Source organism: Proteiniphilum acetatigenes DSM 18083 (genome assembly GCF_000380985.1).
Classification (GTDB): domain Bacteria; phylum Bacteroidota; class Bacteroidia; order Bacteroidales; family Dysgonomonadaceae; genus Proteiniphilum; species Proteiniphilum acetatigenes.
On sequence record NZ_KB905692.1, the window covers coordinates 176,218 to 199,484 of the forward strand.

Annotated in this window: 20 protein-coding genes; 17 read left to right on the top strand and 3 right to left on the bottom strand. The window is 45.8% G+C overall.

Annotated elements, in window-relative coordinates:
* Positions 1–362 precede the first annotated feature (362 nt).
* Complete coding sequence (gene htpG / locus F597_RS0100595; protein ID WP_019537762.1) at positions 363–2,258, top strand: molecular chaperone HtpG; 1,896 nt, start codon at positions 363–365, stop codon at positions 2,256–2,258.
* Positions 2,259–2,387: 129 nt separating this feature from the next.
* On the top strand, positions 2,388–3,338 hold the full coding sequence (gene coaA, locus F597_RS0100600; protein ID WP_019537763.1) for a type I pantothenate kinase: 951 nt from the start codon (positions 2,388–2,390) through the stop codon (positions 3,336–3,338).
* Positions 3,339–3,429: 91 nt separating this feature from the next.
* Here coaA and F597_RS0100605 read toward each other — a convergent pair whose 3' ends face one another.
* From F597_RS0100605 to F597_RS0100615, 3 genes are all read right to left on the bottom strand, one after another.
* A complete protein-coding gene (locus F597_RS0100605) occupies positions 3,430–3,819 on the bottom strand; it encodes an HIT family protein (protein ID WP_019537764.1) in 390 nt (129 codons plus the stop codon).
* A 147-nt stretch (positions 3,820–3,966) separates the two neighbouring features.
* On the bottom strand, positions 3,967–4,437 hold the full coding sequence (greA, locus tag F597_RS0100610) for a transcription elongation factor GreA (protein ID WP_019537765.1): 471 nt from the start codon (positions 4,435–4,437) through the stop codon (positions 3,967–3,969).
* A 142-nt stretch (positions 4,438–4,579) separates the two neighbouring features.
* The gene (locus F597_RS0100615) at positions 4,580–5,740 is read right to left on the bottom strand and encodes a TlpA disulfide reductase family protein (protein WP_019537766.1); all 1,161 of its coding nucleotides are present in this window, start codon (positions 5,738–5,740) and stop codon (positions 4,580–4,582) included.
* Between the two features lie 370 nt (positions 5,741–6,110).
* Here F597_RS0100615 and F597_RS0100620 point away from each other — a divergent pair, with 370 nt between their 5' ends.
* The 15 genes from F597_RS0100620 to F597_RS0100690 all read left to right on the top strand — a co-directional run bounded on the left by F597_RS0100620 (position 6,111) and on the right by F597_RS0100690 (position 23,252).
* Positions 6,111–6,917: a MotA/TolQ/ExbB proton channel family protein gene (locus F597_RS0100620; RefSeq protein WP_019537767.1), complete on the top strand. Its 807-nt coding sequence runs from the start codon at positions 6,111–6,113 to the stop codon at positions 6,915–6,917.
* A gap of 42 nt (positions 6,918–6,959) precedes the next feature.
* Complete coding sequence (locus tag F597_RS0100625; protein WP_019537768.1) at positions 6,960–7,562, top strand: ExbD/TolR family protein; 603 nt, start codon at positions 6,960–6,962, stop codon at positions 7,560–7,562.
* A 17-nt stretch (positions 7,563–7,579) separates the two neighbouring features.
* The gene (locus F597_RS0100630; RefSeq protein WP_019537769.1) at positions 7,580–8,263 is read left to right on the top strand and encodes an ExbD/TolR family protein; all 684 of its coding nucleotides are present in this window, start codon (positions 7,580–7,582) and stop codon (positions 8,261–8,263) included.
* A gap of 13 nt (positions 8,264–8,276) precedes the next feature.
* Positions 8,277–9,113, top strand: a complete 837-nt coding sequence (locus F597_RS0100635) for an energy transducer TonB (protein ID WP_019537770.1) — start codon at positions 8,277–8,279, stop codon at positions 9,111–9,113.
* A 47-nt stretch (positions 9,114–9,160) separates the two neighbouring features.
* Entirely contained in the window at positions 9,161–9,373 is a 213-nt protein-coding gene (locus tag F597_RS19860) for a hypothetical protein (protein WP_019537771.1), read from the top strand.
* Entirely contained in the window at positions 9,370–10,389 is a 1,020-nt protein-coding gene (locus tag F597_RS0100645; RefSeq protein WP_019537772.1) for a PstS family phosphate ABC transporter substrate-binding protein, read from the top strand. Before F597_RS19860 ends, F597_RS0100645 begins: the two co-directional genes overlap by 4 nt.
* Positions 10,390–10,421: 32 nt before the next feature.
* Positions 10,422–12,230, top strand: a complete 1,809-nt coding sequence (locus tag F597_RS19865; protein WP_019537773.1) for a hybrid sensor histidine kinase/response regulator transcription factor — start codon at positions 10,422–10,424, stop codon at positions 12,228–12,230.
* Positions 12,231–12,794: 564 nt separating this feature from the next.
* Positions 12,795–13,172: an HU family DNA-binding protein gene (locus tag F597_RS0100655; protein WP_019537774.1), complete on the top strand. Its 378-nt coding sequence runs from the start codon at positions 12,795–12,797 to the stop codon at positions 13,170–13,172.
* A 132-nt stretch (positions 13,173–13,304) separates the two neighbouring features.
* The gene (locus tag F597_RS0100660) at positions 13,305–14,603 is read left to right on the top strand and encodes a FimB/Mfa2 family fimbrial subunit (RefSeq protein ID WP_139224121.1); all 1,299 of its coding nucleotides are present in this window, start codon (positions 13,305–13,307) and stop codon (positions 14,601–14,603) included.
* A gap of 143 nt (positions 14,604–14,746) precedes the next feature.
* Positions 14,747–15,712: a hypothetical protein gene (locus F597_RS0100665; protein ID WP_019537776.1), complete on the top strand. Its 966-nt coding sequence runs from the start codon at positions 14,747–14,749 to the stop codon at positions 15,710–15,712.
* Between the two features lie 33 nt (positions 15,713–15,745).
* Positions 15,746–16,351, top strand: a complete 606-nt coding sequence (locus tag F597_RS0100670; RefSeq protein ID WP_019537777.1) for a DUF3575 domain-containing protein — start codon at positions 15,746–15,748, stop codon at positions 16,349–16,351.
* 9 nt (positions 16,352–16,360) lie between these two features.
* On the top strand, positions 16,361–18,256 hold the full coding sequence (locus tag F597_RS0100675) for an OmpA family protein (protein WP_052319797.1): 1,896 nt from the start codon (positions 16,361–16,363) through the stop codon (positions 18,254–18,256).
* A 13-nt stretch (positions 18,257–18,269) separates the two neighbouring features.
* A complete protein-coding gene (locus tag F597_RS0100680) occupies positions 18,270–20,729 on the top strand; it encodes a Calx-beta domain-containing protein (RefSeq protein ID WP_019537779.1) in 2,460 nt (819 codons plus the stop codon).
* Positions 20,730–20,853: 124 nt separating this feature from the next.
* The gene (locus F597_RS0100685) at positions 20,854–22,218 is read left to right on the top strand and encodes a fimbrial protein (protein WP_019537780.1); all 1,365 of its coding nucleotides are present in this window, start codon (positions 20,854–20,856) and stop codon (positions 22,216–22,218) included.
* A gap of 8 nt (positions 22,219–22,226) precedes the next feature.
* Complete coding sequence (locus F597_RS0100690; RefSeq protein ID WP_019537781.1) at positions 22,227–23,252, top strand: FimB/Mfa2 family fimbrial subunit; 1,026 nt, start codon at positions 22,227–22,229, stop codon at positions 23,250–23,252.
* Positions 23,253–23,267: the final 15 nt, after the last annotated feature.

Consider the following 23,267-nt stretch of genomic DNA (forward strand, 5'->3'; position numbering starts at 1 on the left):
AACAGACAAATAAACATCAAAAAAAACATACCTAAAACCCTCGATAACTGATAAAAAAAATTTATGTCTTAAATCATTGAATAAATGATTACAATAGATTTAAAGCCATGGATTTTTTTAGACCGATTCTAAATAATTTTTTCAGATGACAAGCAAATATTCCATATGTTAATCCCCCGGTTTAACACAACTGGTTAATTATCGGGAAAGAAAGAAAAATTCCAATTCCCCGACCCTGCCAATCGGGCTTTATGGCATACAATTTGTATTGAAAAATGAAGAATGAAAAGTGAATAATGAAGAATGGAGAGTGAGGAGCTAATTTTTCATTCTTAATTCTTAATTTTTTAATTTATATATATATGGTACAAAAAGGACAGATAGGGGTAACAACTGACAATATTTTCCCCATTATCAAGAAGTTTCTCTACAGCGATCATGAGATTTTTATCCGTGAGATCGTATCGAACGCAGTGGATGCCACACAGAAAATGAAAACCTTAGCCGATGTGGGTGATTTTAAAGGTGAGCTGGGAGATCTATCGGTACATATCTCCATTGACAAGAAAAATAAAACGCTTACCGTATCCGACCGTGGTATCGGGATGACCGCCGAAGAGGTGGATAAGTACATCAATCAGATAGCACTCTCCTCCGCCAATGATTTTCTGGATAAATACAAAGAGAATGCAAACGCCATTATCGGCCATTTCGGTTTAGGATTCTACTCTTCCTTTATGGTATCCAAAAAAGTGGAGATTATCACCAAATCTTATAAAGAGGATGCACAAGCCGTGAAATGGTCTTGCGACGGCACGCCGGAATTCACGATGGAAGAGACTACCAAAGAGGATCGCGGTACCGACATCATTCTCCATATAGATGAAGACAACAAGGAATTTTTAGAAAAGGATAAGATTGAATCATTACTCAAAAAATATTGCAGATTCCTTGCTGTGCCGATCGTTTTCGGAAAGAAACAGGAATGGAAAGAGGGTAAATATGTAGATACGGAAGAAGATAATGTTGTCAATGACACCAATCCGCTATGGCGACAGAAGCCGGCAGGATTAAAAGAGGAAGATTACCTGAAATTCTACCGCGAGCTATATCCATTCTCCATAAGCGACGAGCCCATGTTCTGGATCCATTTGAACGTGGATTATCCTTTCCATCTCACCGGTATCCTCTATTTCCCGAAAATAAAGAATAATCTCGATCTGCAACGCAATAAGATACAGCTTTACAGCAATCAGGTTTTTGTGACCGACTCAGTGGAAGGCATAGTGCCTGAATTTCTTACATTGCTGCACGGTGTAATCGATTCGCCCGATATCCCGCTGAACGTCTCCCGCTCCTATCTGCAAAGCGACCAAAACGTGAAGAAAATATCGAACCACATCACCAAAAAAGTGGCCGATAAGCTGGAAGAACTGTTCAAAAAAGAGCGTACCCGGTATGAAGAGAAGTGGGACAGTCTGAAACTGTTTATTGAATACGGAATGCTTTCCGACGAAAAATTCTGTGACAGAGCTCTCAAATTTGCCTTGTTGAAAAATATGGAGGGCAAATATTTCACTTCAGAAGAATACAAAACGCTAATCGAATCGGCCCAAACCGACAAGAATGGAAACCTTGTCTACCTCTATGCAAACGACAGACAGGAGCAATACAGCCACATCGAGGCAGCGAAAGAGAAGGGTTATGATGTACTTCTGATGGACGGACAACTCGACACTCACTGGATGGGACTTCTGGAACAAAAATCCGACAAGACCCGGTTTGTGAGAGTGGACAGCGACACTATTGAACATATCATCGAGAAAGAAGAGACTGCAAAAGTGGAATTGACCGACCAACAGAAAGAAAATGTGTCGGAGGCAGTGAAATCACAACTCCCGGTTATGGAAAAAACGGAATTCAGCGTCGATTTCAAAGCGCTTGGAGAAACTACCCGACCGATTCAAATCACCCAAAACGAATTCTCCAGAAGAATGAAAGAGATGGCTGCCATGCAGCAACAAATGGCTTTCTATGGTGAAATGCCCGACACATACCAGATTGTACTGAATGTGCAGCATCCGTTCGTCAAAGAACTTATCAATGAGAGTGAGCATAAGGATAAAGAAGCGCTTATCGCAAAAGTGGCATCCGACAAGCGTTTAAAGCAGTTAATCGACCTGGCCCTGCTCTCCAACGGGATGCTCAAAGGGGAAGCATTGAATAACTTCGTGAAAAGAAGTTTCGAAATGATTTAAATCAGTTATCTCCATTTCACCTCGTCTCCCCAGTCTCCCAGTCATAGTCAGAGATCAATCGAGTAAAAAACCGGTAAACAACTACTGTTTACCGGTTTTTACTTTATCTTTGCAGCAAAAAGTTGTGCAATGAACAAAGCCTACGAGGTGACCTTTTCCCCTTTTCGTTCCTTCACCCGTGAGGAGTGGAGTAAGTTAGAGGAACACCCTATGTTTCCTGTTTCCGATATTGATCTCACTAAACTGCAGGCGCTCAATGAGCCACTTACCCTCAAAGAAGTCGAAGATATCTATATTCCTTTGATCCGGCTACTCCAGATCCATCTCACCCACTATCGCAATCTGCACAATGAACGGGATCAGTTTTTCTCCAATAAAAGTAAACCTATCCCCTATATTATCGGTATTGCCGGAAGTGTGGCAGTCGGGAAAAGCACCACTGCCCGGGTATTACAGAAACTGCTCTCGATGACGCCTGAGCAGCCAAAAGTAGAATTGATTACTACCGACGGATTCCTGTATTCCAATGATGAATTGCAGAAACGGGGGCTGCTGAACAAAAAAGGATTCCCTGAGAGTTATGATGCCAAACAATTGTTGGCATTCCTTGCAAGTGTAAAATCGGGACGTGACATATTTGAGATACCTGTCTATTCGCACCTCTATTATGATGTGATCAAGGGACAGATGCAAATCATTGAACGGCCTGATATCCTTATCGTGGAAGGGATCAACGTGCTGCAAGTCTCACCCGGCAAAAAAATACGGAAGAGAGTCTTTGTCTCCGATTTCTTCGATTTCTCTATTTATGTGGATGCGAGCGAGAAAGATTTGCGGGAATGGTATATCGAACGATTTAAAAAACTACAACAGACTGCCTTTCAGGATCCGGATTCCTATTTTCATCAATATGCTTCTTATTCGGAAAAAAAATTGCTGAAATTTGCCAACGAGGTATGGGATGAGATCAACTTACCCAATCTGCTGCAAAATATTCTTCCAACCCGTTTCCGGGCCGACCTCATTCTTGAGAAGGGAGAATGTCATTTTGTCAGAGGTGTCCGTATCAGGAAAATATAAAACAACTCACATCCGAAATATTAGAAACTAAAAAGATGAACCTCCGGGGAAGCCCATCTTATATTATTGTAGTGTAAATTTACGTTTCAGATCAAAATGCTTTGCGGATCTTTTCTGCAATTTCTTCGAATTCCTCTGCCGACAGTTGCAACTTCGGATTGGCAAGGCTCATATCACCCTCTTTTTGGATAGGAATCAGGTGAATATGCGCGTGAGGCACTTCCAGGCCGATTACCATCATCCCTACCCTTTTACAGGAAACCGCATTCTCTATCGCCTTTGCCACTTTTTTGGCAAAAACAGCCATATCACCCAAAAGGGTATCGTCCAGATCAAAGAGATAATCAATCTCCTGCTTTGGAACAACTAAGGTATGCCCTTTCGACATCGGACGGATATCGAGAAAGGCATAAAACCGGTCGTTTTCGGCGATCTTGTAAGAGGGGATCTCACCTGCGATAATTCTGCTGAAAATAGTCATCTTTTAGTGAAAAATTAAAAGTGAAATCTGCGAGTAAACAAGTGCAAAAACAAACTTGTTTGGATTTGCCGAGCGGGAGCAGATTGCACAAAGTGAAAAATCAAAAATCCACTATCCCTAGTCTTGGTTCTTGAATCCTGGTTCTATTCAAACCGATATTTCAACGACCTCAAACGTCATCGTGCCTGAGGGTACTTTTATTTCGGCTATATCGCCTACTTTCTTACCCATTAAACCCTGGGCAATAGGAGTACTGACAGCAATTTTACCGTTCTTCAGATCAGCTTCGCTTTCCGATACGAGCATATAGGTCATCAACTTTTTCGTTTGCAGATTCCTGATCGTCACCTTGTTCATAATCTGCACTTCATCCGTACCAATAGCACTCTCATCGATAAGGCGGGCATTTGCGATAAGGTTTTTCAACTGGGAAATCTTCGCTTCCAGCATCCCTTGCGCCTCTTTCGCCGCATCATATTCCGCATTTTCCGACAAGTCACCCTTGTCTCTTGCTTCAGCAATCTGGCGAGATATTTCAGGTCTCTGCACAGATTCCAACTCTATCAATTCTTCTTTCAATTTCCGAAGACCTTCTTCGGTCATATACGTTACAGCCATAGTCTCTTTTTTTATACTTTAAACTCGACGTAAAGAAAAAGAATTCCGGCCTTTACTACAAGACCGGAACCCCTTTTTTCCATGTTTATACTTTTACAAAAGTAATGCTTTATTCCAATTATGCAAAATTTTCAGGTATGTTTTACAACACCTTATCCAACTCGCCGGTCAACTGGGCATAGTTCTCGATCCGGGCTACAATGTCTCCTTCACGGTTAATAAGGAACGCCGTCGGTATCTGCCGCACATTATAAGTGGCTAATAATGTGGAGTTAACCGATCGCGAATCTCTGACGGTAAGCCAGGGGAGGTTGGCGGCCGATGTTTTCCAGAAATGTTCATCCGAATCGAACGATATCTGATATATTTCAAACCCTCTCGATTGATAACGGGCATATAGATTATTCAGATCCATATTGTGCTTCGGAGAGAAATCGGCACCATACACCACAAAGTCGAGTAATACTACCTTCCCGGTAAGCGATGACAACGCCATTTTACGTCCGTCCACTCCTGACAAGACTATATCGGGTAAACCCGCCCCCTCTTCCACCGGTATGTTCTCTAACAGTTTCGCCTGTTGTTCCTGCAGCCTCCTTGTCTTCAATGCATTCATAGTAAACTCATACAGATGTTTTGTTCTTTCTGTATCAGGATAATAACGGTTCCATGAAGTAGCTACAGCACCGAACATCGCATAATCCTGCCTGTTATAGGGATCAAAAATCAGGTAATTATTTATTTTTTGGAAAACCGCATAATAAGCCGTCGCACCAGAAGGATTTCCAAGGATCAACCGTGACACCTCTCTCTTATAGTCCTGCAATGCACTATCCAGTTGTTCGATAAAAGCCATTTCATCAATTAATCCGGATTTGTGGTTCTTCTCCAACTCGTCAATCTTACGAGCAGCCGATCTGGTAAGGAGGTCTACCTCTTTCATCTGGTCATTGGTAGGCGAGTCCTCTACAGTAAAAGAATTATACCAATCCGACGCATTAGCACTGATACGGAGCGTCTCTGTGGAATCCACGGCAAAAGCGGCAATCCGCTTCCCGATACGTAATTGATAGAATTCCGGATTTTCGGGAGCGGATTGCTTGAAAGCAAAAGCCCCGTCTTTTTTCAAGACTGTGGAATCAAGCGCTCTGACACCCGCCAGGGCCCGATGTTCCAGATACAATGTATCTCCTTCCGCAGATCCGATATTCCCTGTCACTTTAAATGTCTCTCCCTGTTTACAGGAGAAAAGTACTGCACCGACCAACAAGACCGGTAGCCATTTTCTCAATAAATTCTTCATATATATTTCCAAAAATTCGCAGCAAATTTACGTGATTTTCTTTTTAAACCGGCATGATTCGGATAAATTATTATTTTAAGTGTTTAATAATTGACCAGCCCAACATAGTTAATATTAGTTAAATTATTTCTCTCCAACCTGTCAGCGATATGATATGATTTTTTAACATAAAAAAACTATGGAATAAATGCAAAAAAAAGTCTTATCATTGTACTCGATTTTGACGCGTATTTCAATGAAACTATATATTTAAACTACCCGCCTCCACAGTCAGGGGGCTCTTTGTAGTGTCCACAGGCAATGCGCATGACTGAACTATTAAATATAAACTAAATTCACAATCAAAACTAAAACTAAATTGAATTGCATTATGGAGACAAAAAGACAATCAAAAAGTAAAGGAGTTTCAGCCGGTTTAATTATCCTTGGAAGTGCGATTATCGCTTCGGTTTTCTTCTTCTGGGTGTGTGGTCATCCAAGCCATTTCGACGACAAAGGCCATCCGCTGCAAGGGGACGTGTTCGGTATCCTTTACCAGGGAGGTTATGTAATTCCCCTGGTCATCACCCTGTTATTAACCGTACTGACCCTCTCCATCGAGCGTTTGTTTGCAATGAACAGGGCCAGCGGAAAGGACAAGAACGAACGGTTCGTATTACAGGCAAAGAAATTGATCGACAAGGGAGATATCAATGGGGCAACCGAACTCTGTGACGATCAGAAAGGCTCCATCGCCAATATCGTGAGGGAAGGACTGGTACGCTACAAGGACGTGGAAGACATCCCCAACATCACCAACGCCGACAAGGCCGAACTCATCCAGAAGGAGATCGACGAGGCCACCACCCTCGAGTTGCCATACCTCGAGAAGAACCTCAACATCATCGCAGCCATTTCCACGCTGGGGACGCTCTTCGGCCTGTTCGGTACCGTATTGGGGATGATCAGGGCCTTCTCGGCGATGGGACACGAGGGCGCGCCCGACTCAACTGCCCTGGCCGTCGGTATCTCGGAAGCACTGATGAACACCGCACTGGGTATCGGTACCGGCGCCCTGGCAATCATCACCTACACCTATTTCTCGGGAAGGATCCAACAAATGACCAATGCAATCGATGAAATAGGATTCGCCATAGGACAGTCGTTCGTCAAAACCCACGGGGGCTTGATTAAATAACATGGCTGTTTTATTTCGGGTTAAGTAATTAAAAAAACAACAATGGCTAAAGTAAAGAAACATAGCGTCTATATCGACATGACCGCCATGAGCGATGTGACGGTGCTCCTGCTCACGTTCTTCATGCTTACTTCAACCTTCCTCCCCCTGGAACCGGTAAGGGTCACCGCCCCGGCTTCCGTGATGGAGATAAAGGTCCCGGATTACAACGTGATCAATATACTGGTGGACCTGCGGGGAAAGGTATTCGTGAACATCGACCGCCCCGAGGTACGCCTCGAGGCACTGGAGAAGATGTCGGCAGAATATGGCGTGGCGCTGGACGACAGGCAGAAGAAGGCTTTCCTGGAACAGCCTTATATCGGGGTCCCGATGAACCGCCTGCCGGCTTTCCTGGACCTGCCTTTCGCGGAACAGGACGCGGCCATGAGGGAGTACGGCATTCCAAACGACAGCACCGACAACCAGTTCATCAACTGGGTACGGAAGGCAAGGGAAATAGACAGTGAAATGAAGATAACGATAAAGGCCGACCAGACCACCCCCTACCCCCTCGTGGAGGGCGTGATGAAGGACCTGGTGAAGATAAAGGCCAACCGTTACAGCCTGGTGACCGTCCTCAGGGGCGCGCCGGAAGGGTTTTAACTTTTATTTGAAAAGATATGGCAAGTATTGATACAGGCGGGGGAGAAGTAAAGAAAGGAAAACCCAAACAGGAGACCCTACGGGTCGATTTCACCCCCATGGTGGACATGAACATGTTGCTAATCACGTTCTTCATGCTCGTCACCACGCTTTCAAAACCGCAGGTGATGGAGATAGCGATGCCCTCCGACCAGAAAGTGGAGGACGAAGAGGCGCCAAAGGTGAAGGAATCGAAGGCGGTCACCCTTTTGTTGGGGGAAGACGACAAGGTATATTATTACTTCGGGAAGCTCAACGAGAGCGCCTACAGCGATTATACGGTCCTGAAGGAAACCACCTATTCGTCCAACACCTCCAATGAAGGGCTCAGGAGCATCCTGCTGGAAAGGAACGCGGATGCGGTGACCAAGATTCGCGACCTGAAACTCGAACGGGCGGAAAAGGGAAACAGGATGACGGAAGAGGAGTTCCGCGAACGCTCAAAGGAGATAAAAGGCGATGTGGACGCGCTCACGGTGATCATCAAGCCGATGGAGACGTCCAACTACAAGAACTTGGTGGACGCGCTGGACGAGATGCAGATATGCAGCGTCGGGAAATACGCCATCGTGGATGTGACCGAAGGGGACCTTTTCCTTGTGGAGAACTACAGGACCCAGGGGGCATTCGGCGACGCGAATTTAGCGCCCAGCAACCAATAAAAAAAGACACGATATGGATAAATTCATAAACTTAAACTCTCAGGAATGGTGCGACCTGGTATTCGAGGGGAGGAACAAACGGTACGGGGCGTACAGGCTGCGCCAGACTTCCTCCAAAAGGTACGCCTACGCATTTTTTGTTGTATTGGTCATTACGGCTATCGTCGCCATGCTGCCCCGACTGTACGGGGTGGTGGAGGACTTGACAAAAAAAGACCTCGGCCCCATGGAAGAAACGGTCGAGTTGTCGGTACTCCCGATTGAAGAGCAGGTTCCCGAGGAAAGCATTATCAAACAGGAAGATGCTCCCCCACCCCCTCCGATGAAGTCGACCATCCAGTTCGTACCGCCCGTGATCGCCAAAGACGAAGAAGTAACGGACAATGATTTTATGAAAACCCAGGAAGAATTGAAGTCTTCCACCCTCCAGATTTCCATCGCGGATGTCATGGGTACGGATGAGCAGCACGGGATCGATATCAGCGACTTGCGACAGACCAAAGTGGTAGTGGAGGAAAAGATCCAAGATGATAAACCGCTTGAATTTGCAGAGCAGGCGCCCTCCTTTCCGGGCGGACTGGAAGCTTTAAGTAAATTTTTGTCAGAAAATATCAGATATCCGGTCATGGCCCAGGAGAACGGTATCCAGGGCAAGGTAATCGTAAAATTCGTGGTCTCCAAGACCGGGGACATATCGAATATCCAGATCTTTCGCGGCGTTGATACTTCGCTTGACAGTGAAGCGGTCAGGGTAGTACAGGCAATGCCGAAATGGATCCCGGGGAAACAGAAAGGGAAAGCGGTTGCGGTCTATTTTACCCTTCCGGTAGAATTCAGGCTGCATAGTTAGCTTTTCATTGTCTGTTCAAAATTGATCAAAGGGTAAAGAACAAAATAATGCAAAACAGGAAACAGTCCGGTAATTTTAAGAGAGGCTTTTCACTGGTCCGGGGCATAATGATGGTCATCGTCTATGTATCGGTTGCTTATTTATTGGTCTTTACCCCTTTGTTCCGGGGAAGCATTCCTGCAGGGATAAGGATTGCATTTGGAGTAATCTTTACAGCTTATGGGATATTAAGAGGTTACAGGTTATGGAAAGAGCAATGAATCGCATAAAACCGGCACTTCTATTATTCTTAATTACCGGTACGCTTATTCTATCATCTTGCTATCAAAAGAATAGCAGATCCGATACGCCGACGTCAGGCATTGCCCAGATAGCGGTAGACGAGAGTTTTGCTCCCATTATTGAGGCAGGGATCAATGTGTTTGAGTCGCTGAACAGTGATGCTACGATCATCCCCGTTTATACTTCCGAATGGAATGCGTATGATTTGCTGATGCAAGACAGCATCCGGCTGGTCATTGGGACCCGTTTGTTAACGGAGCAGGAGCAAGCCATCCTCAAGGAACGGAAACAGCGGGTACGCAGCCAGAAAATCGCGATTGATGCTATTGCCCTGGTCACCCACAAAGAGAACAAAGACACTCTTTTGACGATCAACGATATAAGGGATATCTTGACAGGTAAGATCAAGAGCTGGAAACAGATAAATCCGGATTCCCCATTAGATTCTCTGACCGTAATGTTCGACACCCCTTATTCGGGTATGGTCCGCTACATACAGGACTCGTTTTGCGACAACCGTCCCTTCGGAAAGAATGTGAAGGCGTTGTCGTCAGACAGTTCGTCAGTCGATATAACCCGGGTACACTCACATGACAAAGTGATCGAATATGTCGCTTCGCACCCGGACGCGCTGGGATTTGTGGGTGTGAACTGGATCGCCAATCCTGTCGATACCACAAACCTCAGTTTTATCGATAACGTGAACGTCGTATCCGTGAGCGGTTCGGCGCAGGCTACTCCCGGCAACAGCCATAAGCCCTATCCTTACCAGCTGGCGCTGGAATTGGCGCACCGGGAATCCCCGCTTGAATTCCCGTCAGGCGGTTACCCGTTGATCCGCGATATATATATTATCATCACGGATGCTACCGGCGGCTTACCGTCCGGATTCTTTAACTTTATTGCCGGTGACCGGGGACAACGGATCATATTGAAATCGGGCATCCTGCCCGCAAACCGGCCAATCAGATTAATTCAGGTAACACAAGACTAAAATCCGCGACTAAATAGCGGTAAACATGCGCTATGGATCTATTTTTCTTTCATTTATCCGGTATATTGCCGGATAACTCTTTATTATTCCAGGTTCCGGCTGCGGCCATTACCCTGCCCACATTAAGCATATTTCCTTTTGAGACTTATTCAGAAAGAACAGGCTTATATATCGGGGCGCTCCTACTGTTGGTCATCACAATGATATTGCTACGTTTTTTTGAACGGATAAAGAGTAACCGCATGCTGCAACAAACAGAGCAGCGGCACAACGATATTTTCAAGAAGATCACCCATGAGTTCCGTGCTCCGCTCACCATTATCCTCGGATTAAGCAAACAGCTCCAGGAGCAGAAAGATTTCTCCAACAACAACTCGCTCACCTATCTTAATGCAATTGAGCGACAAGGGAGGTATCTCTCCGAGATGGTCAACCAGTTGCTCGATGTGGCCAATCTGTATGCGGCCGAAAAGACAGAAGAATGGAAAACCGGCAATATCGTCGCTTTTGTTGAGATGGTATCGGAAACCTTCCGTCTCTATGCCGGACAGAAGGAGATCGACCTGTACTTCTTCAGCGATGAAAAGGAGATCCAGACTGATTTTGTACCCGATTATCTCAATAAGATACTGCACAACCTTCTCTCTAACGCCGTCAAGTACAGCGACGAGGGTAGCCGTATCTATCTTACTCTGGAAAGGAACAAAAAAGACCGGAAAAAGGTAATCATCAAAGTGGTCGATCATGGAAAAGGGATCAGTAAGGAGATGCTGCCCCATATCTTTAAACTGCATTACACACGCCCGAACGTGGGCACGGAAACGCCCGCCGGCGAAGGAATAGGACTCGCCATTGCCAAACAGCTGACGGAAATCTCAGGCGGAACCATCCGTGTGGAGAGTGAAGAAGGGAAAGGGACGACATTTACGGTTGAAATGCCTGTCCGGAGAAACGAAAAGCAGCTATTCCCCCACTGGAAACCCGAAAAGGATACTCCTGCGACCATGGCCATTGTGAAGCCCCCGGTAAAGACGGAACACAAGGAACTTATCACACCCGAAGCCAATGAAAATGATCCCCGTCCTACCATCTTATTGGTGGAAGACAATAAGGATACTGCACTCTATATCCGATCCATGTTCCATCAGGAGCAATACAACATAATTTATGCCTCAAACGGGGAAAAAGCATGGAATATTCTGAATAAACAACTCCCCGATATCGTGATTACCGATGCAGTCATGCCGAAAAAAAGCGGTATTGAATTATGCAAAGAGATGAAGGCGTCGCCGCTGCTCAACCATATCCCCGTTATCATTATCTCCGCAAAAAACAGGGAATCCGATCTGATCGAAGGGTTAAAAAGCGGCGCCGACAGTTATATCCGAAAGCCTTTTCATCTGGAAGAGTTACAGGTACGTGTGGAAAATTTATTGGAGAATCGTCAACTGTTAAGGGAGAAATACCGCAGGACCGTGCTGAAAGAGGAGAAAGCAGCATCGTGCGACAATATCAATTCAGACTTCCTGATCCATGTTACCGATATCATCCACCGGGAAATGAAGAATCCGGACTTCACTTCCGTGAAATTGGCGCAGGAACTGGCCATCAGTGTTTCCCAACTGAATAGGAAACTGAACGCCGCCACAGGATATTCTTCCTCGGTTTACATCCTGCAGGTGAAGCTGAACCACGCCAGGAAACTCCTTTCCACGCAAAACAAGACCATCGGAGAAGTAGCGACGGAATGCGGCATCTACGATGTGAATTATTTCTCCCGGGTATTCAAAAGGCATATCGGAGTTACCCCCTCCCAATTCAAACGTTTGCCTCAAAATTAATGCATCAATAAACATTCACATTTATTATAAAAAACAGACAAAAAAGATTTTTATCGCTTAAAACGTTTTTTTCAAACAAAAGGGAAGATAGCACAAACATACAGTTAAATATCAATATATTATATTAAATAAATGCGCAAATCATGCTATAAACATTAAATGTTAAAGCGCATTCCGTCCTATATTTAACAAAATTAATCCTAACAATAAGCTATATAAAAATGTAAGTTTGCCATTGAATTATCAAGGCGCGGGTCAAGAGTAAATTTTGCCCCCCAACATTCGAAACATACAAAAAAACTGTGGATAGCCGGGGAAAACGGTCTGAGTACAGAAAAAACCGGTTTTAACTTAACAAAAATGAAACATAAGTTAAAATAGGAGGCCATTATTATGCAATCTATTCGGGATTTGAGCATCTTATTTTTTAATATTTTTAAGACATTTATTAAAAATAAAAAGACAAATGAAGAGTAATCAAAGAAGCACTTCCAATCTGGATTTTTTTCGTCCGGGTCTGGTAATGATTATATCTGACAACAAATTACATAAATAAAGAGATCTATGAAGTACAAACTAATTCAAAAGCCCAATCCGCTTGAACCGAAAGTACAACGCAAGTGGTACGCCAGCCCTGTAAAAGTGGGTACGGTAAACAACTACCAGTTGAGCAAGGATATCGCCGCCAGGTCGCCCCTTACGCGAAGCGTGGTAATGAATGTGATAGAGAAGATGGGGGATGAAATTCCTCGTTATTTAACGAAAGGGTACAGTGTGAATCTGAGCGATCTCGGCACATTACGGCTTTCGCTCTCCAGTGAAGGTGTAGATACTCCTGAAAAATTCTCAAAAGAAAACATTGAGAACGTACGTATAATATTTACGCCCTCTCCCGAGTTAAAACGTACCCTGTTGAACGTGCAATACGAAAGGACGGAATAAGAAAAGCCGATTCAAAATGTCATACTAAGGAGATAAGAGGTATTTCATCCGGAACTTCCTACAAATTATGGAGTACTACACACTTTTAATACATAGAGGTTCAATATTTTAAATTAAATTCATCACTACAAAATGAAAAAAATCTATTTTAGTCTGATAACAATAACCATATTGTTATTTACGGCCTGCAACAACAATGATGTGCCGGGCAATGAGGAAACAAAGGAGACAGGAACGTTGAGGGCGACGATCTCCTTCGGAGGGGAAAGCGTCACACCCAATGCGCAAGCGACAACCAGAGCCGCTTCATCGACCGCGATTCCCACGGTCAGTTGGGCCAATGTGAACCAGATACAGCTGTTCCTGTATAAAGAGGACGGGGCAATCACATTTACCAAAACCCTGATACCGGGCGATGCTACAAATCCGGAAGCAAATGATGGGCGGGTTTTCGATATCCCCAACATCCCATTAGGAGACTATAAGCTGGCTTTGATTGCCAATGCCAGTAACAGCAAAGACAACGTGACAACGTCAATTAACGGGGGACAAACCTGGGGAACCGAATTTAACAGTAGTAATATCAATCAGGCCACAAAAATCGGCGACCTTCTTGTGGATTTGAAAGAAAAACAGTTGCCCTACCTGCCTGATACCCTTGTGGGTTTTACTGATCGAAAGGGATATGAAAAGCCATCAGAGATATTTACGGTTATTGACGTGCCAGTAAGTATTAAAGGAGGGCAGACGGCGGACGTGAAGCCCGGGGCACTCAAACGAGAGATATCATTGATGCGCACCCGTTTCGATATCACCACCGTACTTGATGGAACACCTGAAGAAGTGGCTTTCTATAAAGCCAACAGGGAAAAGGTTGATTTCGACACCGATAGCAGTTTTATTGTTGTACAGTGCCTGCCCAAATATTTCAGTTTGGCAAACGGCATGTCGGCCGAGTCGGATACCACAAGGATACTTGTGGCCGCTACCGGGGATAAGACTTATATGGATGCCGATCCTCAGGAAGGGTACAAGTCGAATGGCGATGGTACTCCTAAGATAATCGATGGTCTGTTCACCCGTTGGAATGACATCCGTATTTTCCCGAATGTAGCAGGTAGAGGCGAAAGTACGGACATAACGGACAAAGAATATTTCATCATTATCTCTGCCTGGGTTGACCTTGAGGAAGGCGAGACTTACACATACGCCGATGGCAAAAGAGCTTCCAAACCGCAACGTGTATTTTGGTGGGCAAAAATAAATGACCCATTTACCAGGAATGTGATCCGTGAAGTCAATTTAACGCTGAAATCGGCAGGGTATCTCGAATTCCCCGATGGACCGACTGAACAAGGTGGCCTTACTATCGAAATTGGCGCTCCCGAAGAATGGAATCCTATCATCGAAGATACCAATATGGATATCTGATCTTTTTATCGGAAGCGATAAAAAGCAGCGACAATTAACAATCAGCCTTTTCCTCTGCCCAGCCCGCCACCGCGCAGGTGGCTACCGTGCGGGGGAAAAGGATTTCACCAAGCCCTGGTCTGTCTCTAAATAAAACATTAGGAATGAATACGATAAAAGGGATCATCCTCATAACCAGCCTTATTTTCTTCGCATCGTGTACCTTCGACTATTTCGAAGATGAGACCAATTATATGATATATGCCCCCAAGGCATGCGCCGAACTGAGAACCGATGACTACAGGATAGAGGATATACATATCTATATTTATAAAGAAATGCTGGAGAAACAAAAGACAGCCTGTTTCCCCTTTCAGGAGAATCCCCGGATGAAAATGGGATATTTCAATTTCAGGCTGTACCCGGGATCGTATTTGAGTTATTGTTTTGCCGACACAGAGGGTCTCAGTTTCAATGATGTGGAATCTTACCGGAGCGCTGTATTCGGCCTGCCGGAATCCGATAACGGCGAGTACCACTATCCCGGTTCCCTTACCGAGTTTTCAGTAAATGTCATCAATTCGGAAATCGAATATCCGGCGCCAATAAAAACAGATACCGTCCTTTTCAACAAACGTTATAGCGGAAGAATTTGCATAGCATTCGAAAAATTGACGGATATCAATCCCCTATTGACGTATAATAATATAAGCAGCATAAAGATCGAAGCGACCGGAGTAGGCACCTACCAGAACCTTGCCTTATTGACCGATTCGATCCATACGCGTTCGGGCAGATATACCCCGTCGGATAAAGTGATGATGGAATGCATCCCCTACGAAAATCCGCTGGAAGGATATCTGGAAAGATATGATTTCGGCATAGACGGCTACTTTTTTCCCTCGCTGAACGATGAAGAGGAAGGCAGTAGCATCACTCTGTGGATGGATTTCATCGACCACGACGGGAATTCTATACATGCGTTCCCCTTAGGCGTTTCGGAAACACTCCACATGAATCAAACTATATATATAGGAACTGACGGAGTCAGCACCGTGGTACTGGAAATAGACGGTCCCGAACAATGGGATCCTGGAATAGAGCATGGCGATGGAGGCATGGGGATTTAAACAACAAATAACTAAATAAACATATACTTGGAGATGAAACATTTTTTACGATACGCTATATTATCGGGGCTTTTTCTTCTTCCGGTTTTAGCCGGTCAAACTATCCGTGCGCAAGCCATCAAAACCAACATCCCGCTCACCCTGACAGGTAATCCCAATATAGGCTTTGAGTGGTCGGTAGGACGGCAAATGACCGTCAATGCCGACGTCTTATGGGCTCCTTACATGTTCAAGAAAAACGAAGAAGTTTTCCGGGCATTGATAGGAAGCGTCGATTTCAGGTATTACATCAATCCCAGGTATTACTATACGAACGACCTGTGGGATGGATTTTATGTCGGTCCTTATGCTATGGCGGGCAATTTCAATATTGGGTTGAAAAGAAAGGATGAAAGCAAAACCAACTACCGCCATAAGGGATGGGGCGTATCGAGCGGGATTACCTGCGGATACAAGTTCTACCTGTCCGCCCGGTTCAGGCTCGATGTGAACATAGGAGCGGGTTACGCGCATCTTCAATATGATAAGTACCAATTGGGTGGTGAATACGCCAATTTTCCCCTTGAAATAAAAAAGACAAGAGGCTACGTCGGCCCTACCAAGGCCGGAGTACATATTATTTATAATATTTTTAAGTAAAGAAGCCGTATGTCTAACTATTATAGAACAATATCCGTCAGTAACGCTGTCTTAGTGGTCCTCCTTATGGTCATTTTCACCGCCAAGGTTCTGTCGCAGGACGAAAGAATGGCGGCAGAGGGAGACCGGAGAGCCCGTGGCATTGAAGCCAAAGCCGACCGCGGATTCGCCCGGCAGGATTTCGACAAAGCCATGCAGATCTATGAGACGGCATTCAAAGACAATATACTGAGCCCGGACTATTCGGCAAAATTGCACCTGAAAACGGCCCGCCTATACCTGACCCTGCTCGAGTATGTATCGGCAATACCTCACTACGATGCCGCCATGGCATTAAACGACGATCTGTTCGACACGTCCGATGTATGCAATTATCTGGATGCCTTGCGCTTTTCCGGACAAAAAATGAAAGCGATCGGAGTAGCCAGGAAATACGCTTATCGCGACGCGTATCATTCCGACCGGCGTTTCCAGAATATTTTACATGCGTTCGATTACGAAGAAGGATTCCTGCCTATCGGCGCACCCGAATTCAATGTGGAAGCGCTGGAAGAAATAAATACGGCCAACTCCGAATTCTGGGTCGGCGAAGTGAATGGCGAATATTTCTATGCGACCAGCAACAGCCGCTTCCATGATCCCCACAAAAAGTTTTACCATCGCACCCGGTATTTCCCGTTGGGCTCCAAAGCGTCAGGCGGTCCGGAAACAGGGAAAAGAGGTGAAAACTCACTGTTGGACAGGATCCCCCAGGCCATGCAAAACGGCGCGCTTTCTCTGTCGAACGACCTGGCGAGCATGATCATCACCGGCGTTCGTTACGAAAAAGGGGGAAGTATCGCTATCACCGATGAGGGAATTAACACCTTTCAGACAAAACTCTATTCCTCACGCTACAATACCAGGCGCAAGGGATGGTCATCGTTTACGGAACTCTTCCCCGGCGGCGAAAAACATTCTTATTCGCACCCGTTCCTGTTCAATAACGACCAATCGTTCCTGTTCGCCTCCGATATGCCGGGAGGATACGGAGGATACGACATTTACGTTATCCACTGGGATGAAGAAAAAAACGACTGGGGATTGCCGGTAAACCTGGGAGCCCACGTGAATACCGCAGGAGATGAAATTACACCCTCATTTTTTGAGAATTCACTCATTTTCGCCTCTAACGGCCACACCGGATTCGGAGGATATGACCTCTACGCCATAGAATATATGGACGGAAAGGTTACCGTAGGCAGTTTAATGCATTTCAGCTATCCGGTCAATACGGTTTTCAACGATTTCAACATGCTCAGGATCGATGAAAACAGCGGTTATATTATTTCAGATCGCAATCCTGCGAACAAAGATGACATCTATTATTTTGAGCGGAACATCAATTTCGGGACCTCAACCTCATCGTCCGCAATGTCGGATAGTAAGTTGATTTTAAGCAATCTGATCAATCTCCCGACCAACAACCTGCCTTCGGCCGCTCCCCGCGTGGAGGTATTGCCCAGGCATACCATTTCAGAGCTTGCGCTAAGCCTGTTCTTCGATTTTGACTCTTTTGAACTGAACAACAGGGCGCTGGTACAACTCAACGACTGGATTGCCCATGTGGACACCAGCCGTATAGACTCTCTTCTAATGGAAGGGTATGCCGATGAGTTCGGGGAAGAGAAATACAATGTGGAATTGTCGGAAAAAAGGGCAAACACAGTCGCCGCTTACCTGAATTCAGCCGGGATCAATGTCGACCTGAAGACTGTAGGAAAAGGCATGATACCCCTGTTGGACGATTTAAAGAAAGAAGAGGGGGAAACTTTCGATAATATCCCTCTGTCAATCGCATTGAAAAAACCGGTGTGGCTGACCAAAGAAGCAAGACGTGTAGATATAATAGCAACAATCAAATAAAAAGAAAAAAGCGATGAACTACAAAAAGAATGTGATCAGAGTAGCGTTTTCGGCAATCCTGTTTCTGTTTCTCTGCGGAAATGCCCGGGCGCAATACATGCCGATTGTTTACGACAGAACGTACGGCAATGATATGGAGTATCAACATACCTGTCCTGTTTCGCAGGGGGAAGTAGCGCTTGTCGGGAACAGCGACCGGCAAACGACCGTCACATGGGTGAAGAGAGACGGTGAGGTTTTATTTTCCCAGGCGCTTCCCAAAAGGTTTACCATCGTAAACAATGTTTACCATATCGGCGACAATAAATTGCTTATTATCGGACAGTCGCAGGATTGGACATCCCGCAGGACCGAAAAGAATATCTGCGGAAGAGCGGTCATTGTAGACAATACCGGTACCGTCCTGAATGATGTGTACGCTGGGAGCAACGGCAGTGAGTTCTTTTGTGGAGGCCAGCTCAAAGACGGGAACCTTATTTTAGGCGGCTATGAACCAAATGCCGCAGGCGTACGTCTGGGGATGCTGACCAAGGTCGATACGACAGGCCAGTCAATCTATAAATATGTTTCTGAAGAGAGCGGCCCGTGCATCGGGTTTGAAGTGCTGGGCAGTATGACCGAATATGTGCATGCCGTATTCACCTCCGCCGAAAGCACGGTCTCTTCGGTTGCAAGCCTCGACAGCAAAGGGAAAGTGGTTTTCGTCACCAAATTCCCCGAAGAAGGGCTTGCGGTCAACAGGATGATCACAACCCAGGATGATTTCCTCTTTCTTATCGGGAACAGCTATGTGAGCGGTGGGCGTGTCATCAAGATACGGCCGGAAGGGGATATCGTATTCAACAAGGAGATCGTTCCTTCCTCATCCAATACCACGATCGACCACCTGTTTATGACAAACAACGGCAACTTATTGGTAGGAGGCAACGGTGGCGACGGCAAAAGTTACTATTCCCTTTTACGTAACGACGGTACGGAACTGCAGAAATACATCGTTTCCGGTTCTATTTCCGGTATGGGGATCAATGCCGTTACGGGAGAATCGGTAATCGCGAGCTTCGACAACGCAACCGGAAGAGGCACCATCACCGGCCTGTCGAAAGACGGACGGCAGACATACCAGAAATCCACGGACGGGAACTTCGATGAAGTACATTTCACATCCAACGGCATCTTTCTGGCCGAAAGCCTTTCGGGACGGCTTTGCATGTTATCACCGTCAGGCGAGTTATTATTCGACCGTCATGCCACGGAAGAAGGTAAGACCACCTTCGAAGAGGTCATATTTGTTTCCAACGGAGATATTCTCTTTAAAGGGGTAAAGAACAGGCTCGTCAAATTAAGCCACGGGTTATATGTATCCGATATAAAGATCAATAAACCTGTTGATGGATATATCACCGCGCTGTTCAGCGTGACCCTCACGGGCTATCCCACTTCAGACCAGGGCGCACCAATGCCGGTACGCGTGGAATATTTCACGAAAGACGGGACGGCAAACCAAAAGGACCATTACAGCCCGGTAAAGGGAAGCCTCTCCTTTATCCCTGCAAGCGACGGCGCAGGACGCTATATGACCAAACAGGATATTGAAGTGCCCATCAAGACCAACAACCTGTTTGAAGGACAAAAGATGTTCGAATTGAACTTGGCCAATGTAGAACATAGCTATTTGGTAAAGCCGGTCGGCGTAGCCACGATAGAAGACCAGGAAGCTGTGATAAAACAGATAAACACGCAGAACGGACTGGAAGGACAAAAGGATGTGGTATATGAATTGGGAATATTCAAAACCAACGGCCAAAAACTGATCAATGCAACCGGGTCGGATATCATCATTGAAGGTAATTACGGGAAAGGTACAGCCGACAAACTAGACTTCGACATGGGCGTCGCCCCGAGGCTTGTCATCGGGAAAGGCGCTTCCAGCGGCTCGTTCCATGTAAACACGCTTATCGATACCCGGTACGAATTACCCAAATCGGTAGTAGTTGATTTCAACAATATACTCACGATCAATAATGTAACAATAGGGTTTGAAGGAACTGTGCTCAGTTGCCGGGGAATGATCATCGACCAGCCGGCCACCATCGGCATTACCTCGTTGGGAGACCACGGACGTATGAACAATATCGTTTCGGGATTTTTCAAACTCGCCCTCCTGCGGGCATCCGACGGGCACCCCCTGACCAATACGACAGGAGGAGATATCGGCATTGCATGTTCTATCCTGCCCCAAACAACGGCTGGGGAAGGAAAAGACTTCGTCCTTACCAATATGCATAATTTAAGGGTATTGGGTGACGGGAACCGCAGTGCGATCAATCTGGACGGTATCGTGTTGTTCAATCAGGAGAGTTCGGGTGTGAAGAAAATTGTGATAGGGATCGATTCCATCACCAAACCCGACAATGCGCCTGATATCATTGTAGCACCGAAAATGGCATCCGCCGAATTTTCGATTATTGAATAAATCAAAGAGGTAGAGCAAAACGAGTGGGGCGCCTCCCACAGAGGGAGCCCCCACTTATTTTTATCGGTACGCTCGTGTTCTATATGACTATTTTATTTTTTTGAAACCAAAACGTATTGCAATAATGAAACAACCCGGTAAATATATCATATATCTGCTTTTCGGCCTGTTTACCGCCTCAGCGCTCATGCCCTCCTGCACCGATGGAAACGGACCGGATGACCTCAAGCCGACGGATAGAGTTTCGCTATCCATCTCTTTTCATTCTGCGCAAACAAGGGCTGAAAACGGAGTAAGAGGGACTGAAATTGACGTAGAAAGCGAAAGCAAGATCTACAGCCTGGCAGTACTGGTTTTCAAAAGCGGGAGCGATGAATTGGATGGAAGCAAATTCATCAATCGGGAACTGAAAGACACGCAAGACGCCCAGGATAGGGAAGATTACAAGGAATTAGAAGAAATAAAGGAAATCGAGCTTACTCCCGGCGTACGGGATATCTATATCATCGCCAATGCCCCGGACGGGCATTTTAGTGGTGTTACCGACCGGACCTCTTTCAAGGCGAAACTCGAGGATCTGAGTGCCCAGAAAGTATATGGCTTTCAGGAAGGTGAATCATCCGGCGATACCCCAATAGGGGGTGAGGATCCGGTGGATCGCTATACCAATCTTGTGATGTCCCAATCGTTTATTGGGTTGACTATCGAAGGAGGCGAAAAGCAATATCTGGGTTACACTGAAGAAGAACTGCCTGAAGGCGCAACACCTCTCAACGAGGGGAAACCCGTTGAACTGGTACGCCTTGTGGCAAGGGTGGCCATCCAGAAAATAGCGTTCGAACTCCCGGCAGAATTGACATTTGACGGGATCAAGACAACTGATTACAACCAGTATGTGGATACCGTTTTCATGATAAATGCAAAAACTTCTTCCACCTATTTCCCGGGAGAAACCGGGTTCACAGGGCCGGACGGTTCTTTCGTGCACGGGAATATCCCTGGATATAATTTTCTGAAGGGTAAACTCTCCAATATTTCTGGCGAAAGTACCTATGCCGACTACCTCAGTAAGCCTGTCAATTTTCCGGAGTACGATATAGAAAATAATCAGGTGCCTCTGTGGTTCTATGCCTTTGAGAACAGCCAAAGCAACACATACCCTACCGGTTTTGTGATTGGTGTGAAATACCAGTACAAGAACACGCAGGATAGTGAATTGGAGGTAAAGAAAGCCTATTACGTGGTGACTGTCAACCGTGCAGGAGCAGGGTCTGCCAATCATAACTTTATCAAGCGGAACAACCAGTATGGCATCAAAGTAACGATAAAAGGGTTGGGAAGTTACGTGGGCGATTATCCGAGATCGGCAGGAATTGGCGCGCTTCGTGCGACGGGTTTTCTTTCGTCGCAAGATACGGATGGAGTAATGGAAATAGAGGAAACAGTCGGGCCAAACCTGTTCCCATGGACCGGCGACATATATAAATAATTCAGGAGATGATGAATACAAGCACATTCAAAACAGGCACACATCATTTGTATGTAGTAACCGCTTTGTTGTGGGTCGTCCTTACAATTTCCTGCAACGACCGGAACGTAGTCGATCCGCAAGAATCGGCCGAGTCGCGCCTGTCGTTACAAATGAGAGCGGCGAATGCGGAAACCTTTGCGGCCAATACCTCCCTTTATATGTTCAACGCCAGCGACAGATTTTGGGAGAAAAAACTGAACGTAACGCAAGAAGGGAACAAGCTTTCCACGGATGTAGCCATTGGCACTTGGAACATCGTATTGTTGACCTGCGATAAGGAAGAGTATATCCGGCAAAACATCACCTTGCCGTCTCCCCTATCGCCAATGGGAAGTGCAATCATGTGGCAAACGCCTGTCACAACAGACGGGCTATTTTTGTCCCAGACCCCTTCCGAGTTGAGGTATGGATTGCTGCGGGATGTTGTGATAAAACAGGATGAAGTCACTGAAAAAAGTACGCTCCTATACCGCAATGTGGCCAAAGTGCAAGTAATCCTGAAACACTACGAGGGTTTCGACCCGGTCACGGATGATAACAAGGCTATGGCGTATGCGGAACTATTGGATGTTCCCACATCATTGGCATGGACTGGAAAACTATATCCGAACGGGGATTCACCGGCTGTTTCGGATAAACCGATACGGGAAAATTTCGAGTTTGATGGAGCAGGTAAAGCCGACACGCTGAATTTTATCGTGCCGGCCCATAGGGGCGATGACGCTTTCATCACGAACGAAGAGGGCATATTGGTGCAAAATCCGGCAGCCGTGGATACCACGGAACACAAATTAAAGTTGCGTGTTTCCATGCCGTCAGGCGGTAAGGAATATTTCGGGAAAAGCGCCAATGGCATAGAAATCCCTATCGTGCCGAAAATCAACAGCATTATGCAGGTGAATGTGACATTTCATGGTAAAACCTCGCTGGATATCAAGATCGGTGTAAAACCGTGGGAAGACTGGATCATCCAGGAGGAAGAATTTCAATAATCACCGGATTTAGCG